Source organism: Pseudomonas sp. S2_F03, assembly GCF_054668335.1.
On sequence record NZ_CP162759.1, the window covers coordinates 5,019,838 to 5,035,109 of the forward strand.

General features: G+C 58.7%; 14 protein-coding genes. 2 read left to right on the forward strand and 12 right to left on the reverse strand.

The annotated features are described in order from the left end of the window. Positions 1 to 47: 47 nt before the first annotated feature. Positions 48 to 1,196, forward strand: a complete 1,149-nt coding sequence (locus tag AB4N76_RS23445; protein ID WP_077430577.1) for an acyl-CoA dehydrogenase family protein — start codon at positions 48 to 50, stop codon at positions 1,194 to 1,196. A gap of 137 nt (positions 1,197 to 1,333) precedes the next feature. Here AB4N76_RS23445 and AB4N76_RS23450 read toward each other — a convergent pair whose 3' ends face one another. The 8 genes from AB4N76_RS23450 to ccoG form a co-directional block, all read right to left on the reverse strand. Continuing rightward, a complete protein-coding gene (locus AB4N76_RS23450) occupies positions 1,334 to 1,882 on the reverse strand; it encodes an adenine phosphoribosyltransferase (protein WP_008057870.1) in 549 nt (182 codons plus the stop codon). A 79-nt stretch (positions 1,883 to 1,961) separates the two neighbouring features. After that, entirely contained in the window at positions 1,962 to 2,696 is a 735-nt protein-coding gene (gene fnr / locus AB4N76_RS23455; RefSeq protein WP_046027020.1) for a fumarate/nitrate reduction transcriptional regulator Fnr, read from the reverse strand. A 138-nt stretch (positions 2,697 to 2,834) separates the two neighbouring features. Beyond that, positions 2,835 to 4,217 (reverse strand): oxygen-independent coproporphyrinogen III oxidase, encoded by a 1,383-nt coding sequence (hemN, locus tag AB4N76_RS23460; RefSeq protein ID WP_460164633.1) that lies wholly within the window; start codon positions 4,215 to 4,217, stop codon positions 2,835 to 2,837. A gap of 253 nt (positions 4,218 to 4,470) precedes the next feature. Beyond that, positions 4,471 to 5,154 (reverse strand): sulfite exporter TauE/SafE family protein, encoded by a 684-nt coding sequence (locus AB4N76_RS23465; RefSeq protein WP_460163577.1) that lies wholly within the window; start codon positions 5,152 to 5,154, stop codon positions 4,471 to 4,473. Then, positions 5,147 to 5,365, reverse strand: a complete 219-nt coding sequence (gene ccoS / locus AB4N76_RS23470; protein WP_027921715.1) for a cbb3-type cytochrome oxidase assembly protein CcoS — start codon at positions 5,363 to 5,365, stop codon at positions 5,147 to 5,149. The genes AB4N76_RS23465 and ccoS overlap by 8 nt, the downstream gene beginning before the upstream one ends. A gap of 24 nt (positions 5,366 to 5,389) precedes the next feature. Further along, positions 5,390 to 7,840: a heavy metal translocating P-type ATPase gene (locus tag AB4N76_RS23475; protein WP_109785952.1), complete on the reverse strand. Its 2,451-nt coding sequence runs from the start codon at positions 7,838 to 7,840 to the stop codon at positions 5,390 to 5,392. Between the two features lie 127 nt (positions 7,841 to 7,967). Beyond that, positions 7,968 to 8,507 (reverse strand): FixH family protein, encoded by a 540-nt coding sequence (locus AB4N76_RS23480; RefSeq protein ID WP_460163578.1) that lies wholly within the window; start codon positions 8,505 to 8,507, stop codon positions 7,968 to 7,970. An 11-nt stretch (positions 8,508 to 8,518) separates the two neighbouring features. After that, positions 8,519 to 9,934 (reverse strand): cytochrome c oxidase accessory protein CcoG, encoded by a 1,416-nt coding sequence (ccoG, locus tag AB4N76_RS23485; protein ID WP_109785951.1) that lies wholly within the window; start codon positions 9,932 to 9,934, stop codon positions 8,519 to 8,521. 633 nt (positions 9,935 to 10,567) lie between these two features. Here ccoG and AB4N76_RS23490 point away from each other — a divergent pair. Next, a complete protein-coding gene (locus tag AB4N76_RS23490; RefSeq protein ID WP_460163579.1) occupies positions 10,568 to 11,572 on the forward strand; it encodes a metallophosphoesterase family protein in 1,005 nt (334 codons plus the stop codon). Between the two features lie 51 nt (positions 11,573 to 11,623). On the opposite strand, the gene ccoP is transcribed toward AB4N76_RS23490, so the two are convergent. From ccoP to ccoN, 4 genes are read right to left on the reverse strand one after another with little or no spacing between them, the layout of a single operon-like run. Continuing rightward, a complete protein-coding gene (gene ccoP, locus AB4N76_RS23495; protein WP_460163580.1) occupies positions 11,624 to 12,607 on the reverse strand; it encodes a cytochrome-c oxidase, cbb3-type subunit III in 984 nt (327 codons plus the stop codon). After that, the gene (locus AB4N76_RS23500) at positions 12,604 to 12,789 is read right to left on the reverse strand and encodes a CcoQ/FixQ family Cbb3-type cytochrome c oxidase assembly chaperone (RefSeq protein WP_003175465.1); all 186 of its coding nucleotides are present in this window, start codon (positions 12,787 to 12,789) and stop codon (positions 12,604 to 12,606) included. The genes ccoP and AB4N76_RS23500 overlap by 4 nt, the downstream gene beginning before the upstream one ends. 5 nt (positions 12,790 to 12,794) lie before the next feature. Next, positions 12,795 to 13,403 carry a cytochrome-c oxidase, cbb3-type subunit II gene (gene ccoO / locus AB4N76_RS23505; protein WP_027921709.1) on the reverse strand — a complete coding sequence of 203 codons (609 nt, stop codon included), beginning with the start codon at positions 13,401 to 13,403 and terminating at the stop codon, positions 12,795 to 12,797. Beyond that, on the reverse strand, positions 13,403 to 14,845 hold the full coding sequence (ccoN, locus tag AB4N76_RS23510; RefSeq protein ID WP_046027013.1) for a cytochrome-c oxidase, cbb3-type subunit I: 1,443 nt from the start codon (positions 14,843 to 14,845) through the stop codon (positions 13,403 to 13,405). Before ccoN ends, ccoO begins: the two co-directional genes overlap by 1 nt. Positions 14,846 to 15,272: the final 427 nt, after the last annotated feature.

A 15,272-nucleotide genomic window follows, 5' to 3' on the forward strand; every position in this document is an offset into this window, starting at 1 on the left:
AAGCAAGCGCTCGGTTAACTTCGCTGAACCTTCAGTGGAGTTCGCCGATGCCTGCCTTTCAGGAATACTTCGATCCCTGCCACCAATTGGTCCGAGACAGCGTCAGACGTTTCGTCGAGCGTGAGATTCTCCCGGACATTGATCTGTGGGAGGAAGCTGAAAGCTTTCCCCGTGAGCTCTACCTCAAGGCCGGTGCTGCCGGGATTCTGGGCATTGGCTACCCCGAGGCACTCGGCGGCAGTCATGAAGGTGATCTGTTTGCCAAGGTCGCGGCCAGCGAAGAACTGATGCGCTGTGGCTCCGGCGGGCTTGTAGCCGGTCTCGGTTCGCTGGACATCGGCTTGCCACCGATCCTCAAGTGGGCCAGGCCTGAAGTCCGTGATCGCGTGGTGCCGCAAGTGCTGGCCGGCGAGAAGATCAGTGCCCTGGCCGTCACCGAGCCCAGCGGCGGTTCCGACGTCGCCAACCTGCAAACCCGCGCCGTGCGTGACGGCGAGTTTTACCGGGTCAGCGGCAGCAAGACCTTTATCACCAGCGGCATTCGCGCCGATTTCTACACCGTCGCGGTGCGCACCGGCGAGCCGGGTTTTGGCGGTATCAGCCTGTTGCTGATCGAGAAGGGCACGCCCGGTTTCTCTGTCGGTCGTCAATTGAAGAAAATGGGCTGGTGGGCGTCGGACACCGCCGAATTGTTCTTTGACGATTGTCGTGTGCCCGTGGGTAATCTGATCGGCGTCGAAAACATGGGATTCGCCTGCATCATGGGTAACTTTCAAAGTGAGCGACTGGCGCTGGCGTTGATGGCCAACATGACCGCGCAGCTTGCGCTGGAGGAGAGCCTGAAGTGGGCCCGCCAGCGCGAAGCCTTCGGTAGGCCTGTCGGCAAGTTCCAGGTCATCAAACACCGCCTCGCCGAGATGGCGACAGCGCTGGAAGTGTCCCGGGAATTTACCTATCGCCAGGCGGCGAAAATGGCGGCGGGGCAGAGTGTGATCAAGGAAATTTCAATGGCCAAGAATTTTGCCACCGACACGGCTGACCGGATCGTCAACGATGCGGTGCAGATCCTGGGTGGTTTGGGCTATATGCGTGAAAGCCTGGTGGAACGGCTGTACCGCGATAACCGGATTCTGTCGATTGGTGGCGGGACGCGGGAAGTGATGAACGAGATCATCAGTAAGCAGATGGGGCTTTAATCGGCGGTGTAGTGGCTGGCGTCATCGCGAGCAAGCTCGGCTCCCACAGGAGAATGTCGCCGGACACAAATCGTGTATACGACATAGATCACTGTGGGAGCCGAGCTTGCTCGCGATGGCGTCGGTACAGGCACCGTTTACTTATCGCTCAACGCAAACTGCGTCAGGCAGAACGTAGGAATGCCCATGTCTTCCAGTCGCTGCGATCCGCCAAGCTCCGGCAAATCAATGATCGCTGCCGCTTCATGCACCCGCGCACCCATGCGCCGAATCAGGTTTGCTGCCGCAATCAACGTGCCACCGGTGGCGATCAGGTCATCGAACATCACCACCGAATCGCCCTCGCACAGACTGTCGGCATGGACTTCGAGGAACGCTTCGCCGTATTCGGTCGCATAACCTTCGGCCAGCACATCGGCCGGCAGCTTGCCTTGCTTGCGGAACAGTACCAGTGGCTTGTTCAACTGATACGCCAGCACCGAGCCGATCAGGAATCCACGCGCGTCCATCGCACCGATGTGGGTGAAATCGGCCTCGACGTAGCGATGAGCAAAACTGTCCATCACCAGGCGCAGGGCCGTCGGCGACTGGAACAACGGGGTGATGTCACGAAAGATCACGCCCGGCTTGGGGAAGTCGATCACGGGGCGGATCAGGGATTTGATGTCGAAGGAGTCGAAGACCATCATCGAGGTGTCCTGGCAGGCTGCAAACGTCGCAGTATAACGGCGGCTGAACCGTTTCGCTCAGCCGCAATGGTTACAATCAACCTTCGACGGTGCCGCCGGCCAACGCGCAGAGCTGGATCGGGTCGAGAATACGGATTTCCTTGCCTTCGGCGGCGATCAATTCGTTCTGCTGGAAGCGGGTAAAGACCCGGGACACGGTTTCGACCGCCAGCCCAAGGTAATTGCCGATTTCGTTGCGTGACATGCTCAAACGGAACTGGTTGGCCGAAAAGCCGCGGGCGCGAAAACGTGCCGACAGGTTGACCAGGAAAGTGGCAATGCGCTCATCGGCGGTTTTTTTCGACAGCAGCAGCATCATTTGTTGATCGTCGCGAATCTCGCGGCTCATGACGCGCATCAACTGGCGGCGCAATTGCGGCAGTTGCAGTGCCAGTTCGTCGAGGCGCTCGAAAGGAATTTCGCAGACCGAGGTGGTTTCCAGCGCTTGCGCGGAAACAGGGTGCGTTTCGGTATCCATGCCGGACAGGCCGACCAGTTCACTCGGCAGGTGGAAACCGGTGAGCTGCTCTTCACCGCCGTCGCTCAGGCTGAAGGTCTTGAGGGCGCCGGAACGTACCGCGTAGACGCAATCGAAGGCGTCGCCCTGGCGAAACAGGAACTCGCCTTTCTTCAGCGGGCGGCCACGTTTGACGATTTCGTCCAGCGCATCCATGTCGTCCAGATTCAGCGAAAGCGGCAAACACAGGGGGGCAAGACTGCAGTCCTTGCAATGGACCTGGTTATGAGCGCGCAATTTGACTGGCTCAGACATTTCTTCAATCCTTGTGGGAAAACACACATAAGACGTAAGGGTAACCCACGGAAGGGCATTCAGGCCAGAGTGTGCCACTTTGTCGCATCTCAACCTGGCCTTGAGTCAATGCTGAACGCTGCCTCCCTGGCAAAGAAGTCAAATCACCCGGGAAAACCGCTGGTGGCTGAGGTGTTGCAGATACGCATCAAACACCATGCACACCGAGCGGACCAACAAGCGACCGGCCGGCAACACGCTGATTCGTTCGTTGTCGAGCGTGATCAAGCCATCATCGGCCATGATCTGCAGTTGCGGCCACAATTGGCCGAAGTAGCCGCGAAAGTCGATGTTGAAGTCGTGTTCGATGTCGACGAACTCCAGGCTGAGATTACAGATCAGCTGCTGTATCACCGCCCGCCGCAACCGGTCATCGGCGTTACACACCAGGCCGCGGCTAGTGGCCAATTGAGCCGTGGCCAGGGTGTTCTGGTATTGCGCCAGGTCGCTGGTGTTCTGGCAGTACAGATCACCGATCTGGCTGATGGCTGATACCCCAAGGCCGATCAAATCGCAATGACCGTGGGTGGTATAGCCCTGAAAGTTGCGCTGCAAAGTCGATTCTTCCTGGGCAATCGCCAGTTCGTCGTCGGGCAGGGCGAAATGGTCCATGCCGATGTAGCGGTAACCGGCCGCGGTCAGTTGTTCGATGGTGCGCTGCAGCGTTTCCAGTTTCTGTGCCGGTGTCGGCAATTCGTCAATGTCGATGCGCCGTTGCGCCATGAAGCGTTCCGGCAGGTGTGCGTAGTTGAACACCGAGAGCCGATCCGGTTGCAGATTGATAACCTCATCGACCGTGCGAGCAAAGTTTTCCGGTGTCTGTCTTGGCAGGCCGTAGATGAGATCGATGTTGATCGAACGAAATTGCAGAGTCCGGGCTGCGTCGATCACCGCGCGGGTTTCTTCCAGGCTTTGCAGGCGATTGACGGCCCGTTGCACGGCCGGGTCGAGGTCTTGCAGGCCAATGCTGACCCGGTTGAAACCCAGCTCGCGAAGCAGGCCCATAGTCGACCAGTCGGCTTCGCGAGGGTCGATCTCGATGCCATAGTCGCCGGAATCGTCGTCCAGCAAGTTGAAGCTTTTACGCAACTGCGCCATCAGTTGGCGCAGTTCATCGTGGCTGAGAAAGGTCGGGGTGCCACCGCCAAAGTGCAGTTGTTCGACTTTCTGTGTCGGGTCGAGGTGGCAGGCGATCAGCTGGATTTCCTGCTCAAGGCGCTGCAGGTAGAGTCGGGCTCGGCCGCGGTCCTTGGTGATGACTTTGTTGCAGGCGCAGTAGTAGCAAATGTTCGCGCAGAACGGCACGTGCACGTACAGCGACAGTGGACGCAGGGTTTTGCGGCTGTCGCGCAGCGCATGGAGCAGGTCGAACGTGCCGACCTGACCATTGAATTGCACAGCGGTCGGATAGGAAGTGTAGCGCGGTCCCGCCAGGTCATAGCGGCGGATCAAATCGGTGTCCCAACGAATGGCGTCGAGCATCATGCGGGCATTCCCCCGGATAGGCTGGCAGTGGCAGCGAGTCTAGGGGGTGCGGCGATGGGGCATCTTGATTTGCATCAACGGTGAGCATGGGCTTGTAGCAGCTGCCGAGCCCGCGAGGCTGCGTTCGGCGGCGAAGCCGTCGTGAAATCAGGCAGCGCGGTCTTTCAGGAGGATCTGGGGCTCAGGGTTTGCGACGGCTTCGCCGCCGAACGCAGCCTCGCGGGCTCGGTAGCTGCTACAGGACTGCGAACTAGTGGCCCATGAGCCAATGTTGATGTGGCCCCGGCAAGGTCCAGATGCCGAACAGGATCACCAGTAACCCGCCAGCCATGCGCACGCTGCGTTTGCGTAACAGCGCCGTCACCCGCTCAGCCGCCAGGCCCGTGGCCAGCAGCACCGGCCAGGTGCCCAGGCCGAACGCGAGCATCAACAACGCACTGTCCAGCGCATTGCCCTGGCTCGCCGACCACAGCAATGTGCTGTAAACCAACCCGCACGGCAGCCAGCCCCAGAGCGCGCCCAGCAGCAAGGCGCGGGGCAGGCTCGACACCGGCAACAATTTGTTGGCAATCGGCTGGATATGCCGCCACAGGCCGCGACCCAGGCTTTCGATGCGGGTCAGGCCGCTCCACCAACCCGCCAGGTACAAGCCCATGGCAATCAGCAGCAAGCCGGCAATCACCCGCATAAACATCGCCGCCGGACTGTTGGCCACGGCCCAGCCTGCCAGGCCGATCAGCAACCCGGCCGTTGCATAGCTGAGAATTCGTCCCAGGTTGTAGGCCAGCAGCAGTCGAAAGCGCCGGCTACGTTGCTCCTTGGGAATCGCCAGGGTGAGCGCGCCCATCAAGCCGCCGCACATCCCCAGGCAATGGCCGCCCCCGAGCACGCCGAGAATCACCGCAGACACCAGCAGGGGCGCCAATTCAAGCATGAGGCGGCGCCTTGTCGTCGGGTTTGGCCGGATGGCCGCTGGCTTCGTCGACCGCCGCCTTGTGTGCCGGATCCTGGTCGTCAAACAGAATGCTGTGGGCTGGTCCGTCGAGGTCGTCGTACTGACCGCTGTCGACTGCCCAGAAGAAGATGTACACGGCGATGGCCACGATCAGTAGCGCGGCCGGGATCATCACGTAAAGAGCTGGCATGGGTGGACTCCATGCCCGCGCGGCTCAGGCCGGCAGCGGGCGGGTTTCTGGCGTGGTGTGGGCAGCAGGCGCACTCGGCAGGCGAGTCAGGCGCAGGGCGTTCAGCACCACGGTCAGCGAACTGATCGACATGCCGACGGCGGCCCAAACCGGAGTAATCCAGCCAAGGGCGGCGAACGGCAACATGAGGCCATTGTACAACCCGGCCCACAACAGATTCTCGATGATCACCCGACGTGTCCGCCGGGCCAGGCTGAAGGCTTGCACCAGCGCGTCGAGGCGGTTGGACAACAACACGGCATCGGCGCTGGTTTTCGCCAGATCGGTGGCCGAGCCCATCGCCACGCTGATGTCGGCAGCGGCCAGTACCGGCACGTCGTTGACCCCGTCACCGAGCATCAACACCTTGCGGCCTTCCTTGTGCAATTGTTGCAAGACCTGCAATTTATCGTCCGGACGCAAACCGCCTCGGGCCTCGTCGATGCCCAGTTCGGCGGCGACGCTGGCGACCATCGGCGAGCTGTCGCCGGACAGCAACAAGGTGCGCCAGCCACGCGCCTTGCAGGCTTGCAGCAACGCTGGGGCATCGGCGCGCAGACGGTCGTCGAGGACAAACCATGCCAGGGGGCCCTGACTGTCGCCGAGCAGCAGCCATTGACCCGCTTCATCGGGCATCGATGGCACGGCTGCACCACTGAGTTCGCAGACAAAACCTGGTTGGCCAATGCGCAATCGTTGTACGCCGACCATGCCTTCAAGACCCAGCCCCGGCGTACTGTGGACTTCTTCGGCGGCCAGTGGCGCACGGCCGAACGCACGGGCGATCGGGTGTTCGGAGCGGTTTTCCAGTGCAGCGGCGAGGCTCAGGCACTGGTCGCTGTCGAGCACGCCCAGCGGGCGGATTGAACGTAAAGCGAGGCGCCCTTCAGTCAGGGTCCCGGTCTTGTCGAAGATCACCGTGTCGATCTGGTTCAGGCCTTCCAGAACATGGCCGCGGGTTAGCAGCAGGCCGAGTTTGTGCAACGTGCCGGTGGCCGCGGTCAGTGCCGTCGGGGTTGCCAGCGACAAGGCGCAGGGGCAGGTGGCGACGAGCATCGCCAGCACAATCCAGAAGGCCCGGGATGAATCGAGCTCCCACCACAACAGGCCAATGGCGGCGGCGGCAATCAGCGACAGCAGCAAAAACCACTGGGCGGCGCGGTCGGCGATTTCCGCCAAGCGCGGTTTTTCGGCCTGCGCCCGGTCCAGCAGACGGACAATGGCGGAGAGGCGCGTGTCGTGGCCCAGTGCCAAAACTTTCACCGTCAACGCGCCTTCAACGTTCAGTGTGCCGGCGGTCACTGCATCGCCCGGCGTGCGCGGTTGCGGCAGGTATTCGCCGGTCAGCAGCGATTCATCGATGCTCGAATGGCCGTCGAGGATCTTGCCGTCAGCCGGCAGAATCGCGCCAGGGTGCACCAGCACCTGATCGCCCACGCGCAATTCGCTGAGCAGGATACGCTCGCTCTGGCCATCCGCGCCCAGGCGCAGGCAGGAAGCGGGCAGCAGATTGACCAGTTGTGCGGTGGCGGCGGCGGTGCGCTCTCTGGCTCGGCGCTCCAGATAGCGGCCGGCGAGCAGGAACAGTGCAAACATTCCCACGGCATCGAAATACAGCTCGCCGACGCCGGTGATCGAGGTCCAGATTCCGGCGAGGTAGGCGCTGCCAATCGCCAATGACACCGAAACGTCCATGGTCAGGTGGCGGGTGCGCAGGTCGCGCATGGCGCCTTTGAAAAACGGCGCGCAGCTGTAAAACACGATGGGCGTGGTCAGAAATAGCGCGACCCAGCGCAGGATGGTGTGCAGTTCGGGACTTAGGTCGATGTTGAATTCCGGCCAGGTGGCCATGGTTGCCATCATTGCCTGGAACCACAGCAGCCCCGCGACACCGAGCTGACGCAAGGCCAGGCGATTTTCACTGGCCAATTGTTCGCTGGCGCGGTCGGCTTGATACGGATGGGCGGCATAACCGATGTGGCGCAATTCGCTGAGCATCTGGCTCAACGGTAATTGTGCGTCAGCCCAGCGTACGTGCAAGCGATGGTTGGACAGGTTCAAGCGTGCTTCGGCCACGGCCGGCAAGCTGCGCAGGTGTTTCTCGATCAACCATCCGCACGCGGCGCAACTGATGCCTTCCATCAACAACGTGGTCTCGGCGAGTTCGCCGTCGTGGCGCACGAACGGCGCTTGCACGTCGGCGCGGTCGTACAGCGCCAGTTCATCCACCAACTGCACCGGCAAGGCTTCGGGGTTGGCCGATGACTCGCTGCGATGCTGGTAATAGCTTTCCAGCCCACCGGCCACAATGGCCTCGGCCACGGCCTGGCAACCCGGGCAGCAGAACTCACGGGTTTCACCCAGGACCGCAGCGGTAAAGCGGCTGCCGGCCGGGACGGGCAGGGCGCAGTGGTAGCAGGGGGTTGGACTGGTCATGAAGTGGAGTCTATATCGTTCGGGAGGGCTTCATCGTCGGAACGCCGCCCGGAGCAAGCTCGCTCCCACAGGAGACCGCGATCCACTGTGGGAGCGGGCTTGCCCGCGATGCGCGAAGCGCAGGGTCTTACTTCTTCAGGTCTTCCGCGCCTTGCAGCGGCTCATCGCCCAGCAGCAGGTCTTTGTCGTGGCTGACCTGTTCTTCTTCGAACAGGCGCCAGGTCTTGTCACCCTCAACCCCCAGCAGTTCCACAAAGCGACGGCCATCGACCTTGTCGTTCACTTGGCCAATGTAGCGGCCCTGCTCTGTTTCGCTACGCGCGAGCGTGATCTTGCGATCCTTCTCCGGCTGCGTCGGCGAGATCAGGTTCAGTTCCAGGGTTTTCGGTTGGCTGTTGCCGCTCAAGTGCAGGTCGACTTCGCCGGTCACGCCGTCCAGATGAACGCTGGCGTGAAGTTGCAGGGTCTGGGCCAGCAGTTCACGGTCAAGCGAGCGGTTGATGCCTTTGCCAGCCTCGTAGTAGTTGTCGTTCACCAGGTTGTCCGGGTTGTTCACCGCGATAGTCACCATGGACAAGGTCAGGGTCACCGAACAGGCCAGAATCCCGATGATGATCCACGGCCAAAGGTGCTTGTACCAAGGACTTGCGGCAGTTGCTGCGGGCATGATCACTTCTCTCAACGAATTTGTGGGCCGATGAATCGGCTCTTGGCTTCAACATGAACGCTGTTGTCATCGGCATCCTTGAGGATGAATTTCACCTCGTTGGTGCTCGATGGCAGTTGTTCTGGTGCGCTGGACAGTTCCACCGGCTGGCTGAAAATTTCCCCGGCGGCGACTTTGATCTCGCGCTTGCCTTGCAGCCTGAGGTCCGGCAAACCAGTGGCTTCCAGCACGTAGGTATGGTCGCGCTGGTCTTTGTTCATGATTTTCAGGCTGTAGACGTTTTCGATCCGGCCTTCGGCGTTCTCGCGGTACAGCACGCGGTCTTTGCTGACGTCGAAACCGACCAGCGAACGCATGAAGAACGCGGTGATCAACAACGAGATCATCGCCAGCAGCACCACGGCATAGCCGATCAGGCGCGGACGCAGTTTATGGGTTTTTTGCCCGGACAGGTTGTGCTCGGTGGTGTAGCTGATCAGGCCGCGCGGGTAGTCCATTTTGTCCATAATCGCGTCGCAGGCGTCGATACAGGCCGCGCACCCGATGCACTCGATTTGCAGGCCGTCTCTGATGTCGATGCCGGTCGGGCAGACCTGGACGCACATGGTGCAATCGATGCAATCGCCAAGGCCTTGCGCCTTGTAGTCGATGCCTTTCTTGCGAGGCCCACGGGACTCACCACGACGCGGATCGTAGGAGACGATCAGGGTGTCTTTGTCGAACATCACGCTCTGGAAACGAGCGTAGGGGCACATGTAAATGCACACCTGTTCGCGCAGCCAGCCGGCATTGCCGTAAGTGGCAAGGGTGAAGAAGCCGACCCAGAAGTACGACCAGCCATCGGCTTCGCCGGTGAAAAAGTCGAAAACCAGTTCGCGGATGGGCGAGAAGTAACCGACGAAGGTCAGGCCGGTGACAAACCCGATCAACAGCCACATCGAATGCTTGCTGAATTTGCGCAGGAGCTTGTTGGCGCTCATGGGCGCCTTGTCCAGTTTGATGCGCTGGTTGCGGTCGCCTTCAGTGACCTTTTCGCACCACATGAAAATCCATGTCCAGACACTTTGCGGGCAGGTATAGCCGCACCAGACCCGGCCGGCGTAGACGGTGATGAAGAACAGGCCAAAGGCACTGATGATCAAGATGCCGGACAGCAGGATGAAATCCTGAGGCCAGAAGGTTGCACCAAAAATAAAGAATTTACGCTCCGGCAGGTTCCACCAGACGGCTTGATGGCCGCCCCAATTCAGCCACACCGTGCCGAAATACAACAAAAACAAAAAGGCGCCGCCCATCATTCGCAGGTTGCGGAACAAACCGGTGAAGGCGCGGGTGTAGATTTTTTCCCGAGAGGCGTAGAGGTCGACGCTGTTGTTCGCGTTCTTGTTGGGTGGAGTAACGTCGTGTACCGGAATCTGATTGCTCATCGTTGCATCCCACGGCAGTGGAAAAATGCCCCGGTCAGTACATGCCGACCGCGGTCAAAAAGGGCTGTTGCAGTGGCCCAATGATACGCCTGAAGCTCTAGCTCAAGGGTGCGACCTTTGGTCACGTTGGTGGAATTCAACTGACGGTGTAATGACTTGAATCAATTGACATGTGAATTATGGACGGTTTTACGGTGGGTGCAGGTTTTGCCCAGGGTTAATCAACCGCACACCGCTGGATTGAAAATGCGCGACATTACGTGTGACCACCGTTAATCCATGGGGTGGCGTTGTGCCGCGATCTGCTTATCGGCTCGGCTTTTGCGCAGTTAGGAAAAAATACCAGTTGATACATCAAGTCAGGTCCACGATGCCGGAGTTACTGCCGATCACTTGCCGGTACTCCTCAATCTTCAAGGCCGGAAAGTACTGGCCGATTGTCGCGCCATGAGCGCGAGTGTGTCTGGATTGAAGCTGGCGATTGTTAGTTGTTATAAATGGGTCTGAAACATATTAACTTAAAAGCTTGTCGTTTGAAGTTTGCGGTTTTGTTTTTTCTGCAATAAGTTGTTTTGGTGTGCAGTTGTCAAATAGCTGCGCGCCTATCTAATACTGGCGGAAAATGGAATTTCAATGAATATTACAAAGGTTGTAAGGTTACTTGTGTGTATGTGGGCTCTGTCACTGGTATCTTTAGCGCATTCAATTGAGGGCACCCCTCAACATATGGTCTTCGCGTCCGATCCACAGTATCCGTGGACTGATAAAACGGATAATAATGAATTTGAGACAGACGCTGATTTTGAAAAGCGCGCCAAATGGCTGGTAGAGGCTCAGTTCGGGAGTATTGCAGATTTCAGAAATAAAATGGGCGGCCAGACGCAAGTGCCGCTGATGATTAATGGTGATATGTCTGCGTTCGGTCATGGTTGGCAGCGCTCGTACATCAATTCGATGCTAAATAAATATTTCAACAAGGAGTACTTGTACGGGTTGGGTAATCACGACTATCAAAACAATGTTGATGACTGCTTTAGTAATAACTGTGCGGCGGGCAGTATTGTTGAATTTCAAGAGCATCATGCTGGTGTTGTTGATAGGTTTGATTTGAAAATTACAGGCGGCATTTTGAATAGGCTGTATTCGGGTAGCCTCGCCTATTCGAAAAATATAGGTGAGGTGCATCTGGTGCAGCTTAATAATGAACCTACTTACGAGACCCGTATTTCCCATTTTTTGAACCCTACGACGTTTAACATTACTCATGCACTGGATTGGCTTGAGACGGACTTGGATATCGCTCGGGCTCAGGGATACGCGATCATCATCAATATGCATAAACCCATTGACTGGCAGGGTAACTGGAGTCAGGAAAGACGTTTCCGGGATATGGTCGAGAAATATAAAGTGACGGCCATATTCGCCGGTCATCTTCATTGGGATGGTGGTACTACGTTGAACATGGGCAGTGTGCCCGCTTTCCTTAGCGGCAGTGCTTCCCAGCAAACCTATCTGATCGCCAGTTTTTCCAGCGATCGCAAACAGCTGCACGTCTATCTGGTCGAAAATAATCAGTGGCAAAAGCGCGAGTTGGTGGCGACAGTGCCGGTTAAATCGATTTGGGCCAATCGCCCATGAAAAAGGCCCCGCCAGATCACTGGCGGGGCCTTTTTTGCCTCAGTGCTTGCCTTACTGAGCGTCTGCCGCCTGAGCCTTCTCACCGTGAGAGAGGCTGTAGACATAAGCAGCCAACAAGTGAACCTTGTCGTTGCCTTGCAGTTGCTCTTGCGCAGGCATCTGGCCCTGACGGCCGTAACGGATGGTCTGCTGCAATTGAGCGAAGCTCGAACCGTAGATGAACGCGGCCGGGTGAGTCAGGTTAGGTGCGCCCATCGCTGGCGTACCTTTGCCTTCCGGACCGTGGCAGGCCACGCAGTTGGCAGCGAACAGCTTTTGACCGGCAACCGGGTCAGCCTTGGTGCCTTCCGGCAGTTTGCGGCCATCGAGGTTGGTCAGGACAAACGCCGCGACGTCGGAAACGCCTTGCTCGCCGATCACGTCAGCCCACGCCGGCATGACCGCGTGACGGCCGCCCATGATGGTGGTCTTGATGGTTTCCGGCTCGCCGCCCCAGCGCCAGTCGGCGTCGGTCAGGTTAGGGAAGCCATAAGCGCCTTTGGCGTCGGAACCGTGGCAAACCGAGCAGTTGGAGGCGAACAGGCGGCCACCCATCTTCAAGGCTTGCGGGTCTTTGGCGACTTCTTCGATAGGCATGGACGCGAATTTGGCGAAAATCGGGCCGAACTTGGCGTCCGACTTGGCCATTTCCTTTTCCCATTCGTGAACGCCGGTCCAGCCGGCCTGGCCGTTGGCGAACGCGGTCTGCTTCTCGTTATCCAGGTAGTTGTAACCCGGCAGCAAGCCTTTCCAGTTGCCCAGGCCCGGGTACAGGACCAGGTAACCCAGGGCAAAAATGATGGTGCCCACGAACAGCATGAACCACCATTTTGGCAGTGGGTTGTCGTACTCCTCGATCCCGTCGAAGGAGTGGCCAACCGTTTCATCCGTCTGCTCGGTGCGCTGACCCTTGCGGGTGGACAGCAGCAGCCAGGTCAGGGCGAAGATGGTGCCGAGACTGAGGACTGTGACGTACAGACTCCAGAACGTAGTCATTCTTTGTTACTCCTAGAAGCTTGCTCGACGTGCTTGATGGCTTCGGGATCATCCGCGAAAGGCAGCAAGGTCGCGTCTTCAAACTCCGACTTGCGCTTGGGGCTGAACACCCACAACGCCAGACCGATGAAGGCCACCATCACAACAACGGTGCCCAGGCCACGAATCATCCCGATATCCATCTAAATCACCGTTTGCTTTTGATGATGGTGCCCAGGCCTTGCAGATAGGCCACCAGCGCGTCCATTTCGGTTTTGCCCTTCACAGCATCCTTGGCACCGGCGATGTCTTCGTCGGTGTAAGGAACGCCGAGCGTGCGCAAGACTTCCATTTTCTTGGCGGTGTCTTTGCCGTCGAGCTTGTTTTCCACGAGGAACGGGTACGCCGGCATTTTCGACTCAGGCACGACGTTGCGCGGGTTGTACAAGTGCGCACGCTGCCAGTCATCGGAGTAACGACCGCCGACACGGGCCAGGTCCGGACCGGTACGCTTGGAACCCCACAGGAACGGGTGATCCCAGACGCTTTCACCGGCAACCGAGTAGTGGCCGTAACGTTCGGTTTCAGCGCGGAACGGGCGGATCATCTGCGAGTGGCAGCCGACACAACCGTTGGCGATGTAGATGTCGCGGCCTTCCAGTTCAAGGGCGGGACGCGGCTTCATGCCTTCGACCGGCTTGTTGGTGACGTCCTGGAAAAACAGCGGAACGATCTGGGTCAGGCCGCCGATGCTGACGGCAATAACCATGAAGAAGGCCAGCAGGCCAATATTCTTCTCGACTGCTTCATGCTTCATCAGTGAGCTCCAACTACAGCAATCTGTTCGGCGGCTGCAGCTTCAGCCGGGTTCGAGGCACGTACGGTGCGCCATACGTTGTAGGCCATGAACAGCATGCCGCTGGCAAAGAACGCACCGCCCAAGGCGCGAACGATGAAACCAGGGTGGCTGGCTTGCAGCGCTTCGACGAACGAGTAGGTGAGGGTGCCGTCATCGTTGATTGCACGCCACATCAGACCCTGGGTAATGCCGTTGACCCACATCGACGCGATGTACAGAACGGTACCGATGGTCGCGAGCCAGAAGTGCGTGTTGATCAGGCCAGTGCTGTGCATCTGCGCGCGACCGAACAGCTTCGGAATCATGTGGTAGATCGCGCCGATCGAGATCATCGCTACCCAGCCCAAGGCACCGGCGTGTACGTGGCCGATGGTCCAGTCAGTGTAGTGAGACAGCGAGTTGACGGTCTTGATGGCCATCATCGGACCTTCGAAGGTCGACATGCCGTAGAACGCCAGCGACACGACCAGGAAACGCAGGATCGGGTCGGTGCGCAGCTTATGCCAGGCGCCCGACAGGGTCATCATGCCGTTGATCATGCCGCCCCAGCTCGGAGCCAGCAGGATGATCGACATCGCCATGCCCAGCGATTGTGCCCAGTCCGGCAGAGCGGTGTAGTGCAGGTGGTGCGGACCGGCCCAGATGTACAGGGTGATCAGCGCCCAGAAGTGCACGATGGACAAGCGATAGGAGTAGATCGGACGCTCGGCCTGCTTCGGAACGAAGTAGTACATCATCCCCAGGAAGCCGGTGGTCAGGAAGAAACCTACGGCGTTGTGGCCGTACCACCACTGGATCATCGCGTCAGTCGCACCCGAGTAGGCCGAGTAGGACTTGAACAGGCTGACCGGCAGCGACATGTGGTTGACGATGTGCAGCATCGCGGTCACGACAATGAACGCGCCGTAGAACCAGTTACCGACATAGATGTGCTTGGTCTTGCGCTTGACGATGGTGCCGAAGAACACCAGTGCGTAAACGATCCAGACAATGGCCAGCAAAATTGCCAGAGGCCATTCCAGCTCAGCGTATTCCTTGGTGGTGGTGTAACCCAACGGCAAGGTGATGCCTGCACCGACGATCACCGCTTGCCAACCCCAGAAGTGGAAGGCTGCGAGGCTGTCGGAAATCAGTCGCGTTTGGCAGGTTCGCTGCACGACGTAATAAGAAGTGGCAAACAGTGCACAACCACCGAAGGCGAAAATCACCAGGTTGGTGTGCAACGGGCGTAGGCGTCCAAAAGTCGTCCACGGCAGACCGAAGTTCAATTCCGGCCATACGAGCTGTGAGGCGATGAAGACACCGAGCCCCATGCCAAGGATCCCCCAGACCACCGTCATGATGGCGAACTGGCGGACTACCTTATAGTTATAAGCAGTCGGACTGATTGCTGTGCTCATTCTAAGGTTCCACGGTTTGGGTGTTTTATTAGGAGTAAAAATCGGCCGCAAGTATGGAGAAAGCAGGGGGTCATTGCAACGCGCCATGACCTGGGTCAATGCTTTCAAAAGCTGATTCTGCGGCCTTTCCATGCGCCGCGTAAGGACAAAATTGCCCGTGGGCAAAATGTCGCAGCGAACGAAAATGATGAGGGGGCCAGGTCAGATGTAACGGAGTGTGTTGAAACGCAACGATCCAGTGACCGATGGCAATTGGCGCGACAGCCGGTATCTACCAGCCTTTGCGGGTTGTCATCGGACAGAATTGTCGAACACATCGGCTAAAAACGACCCGGAACCGGCTCATGCCAGTCCGCACGGAGCAAGCTTAGACCCGAATCTGGCGAACCGAAAGAAAGAGCAGGGGGAGGGTGCGACAATGAGTCGC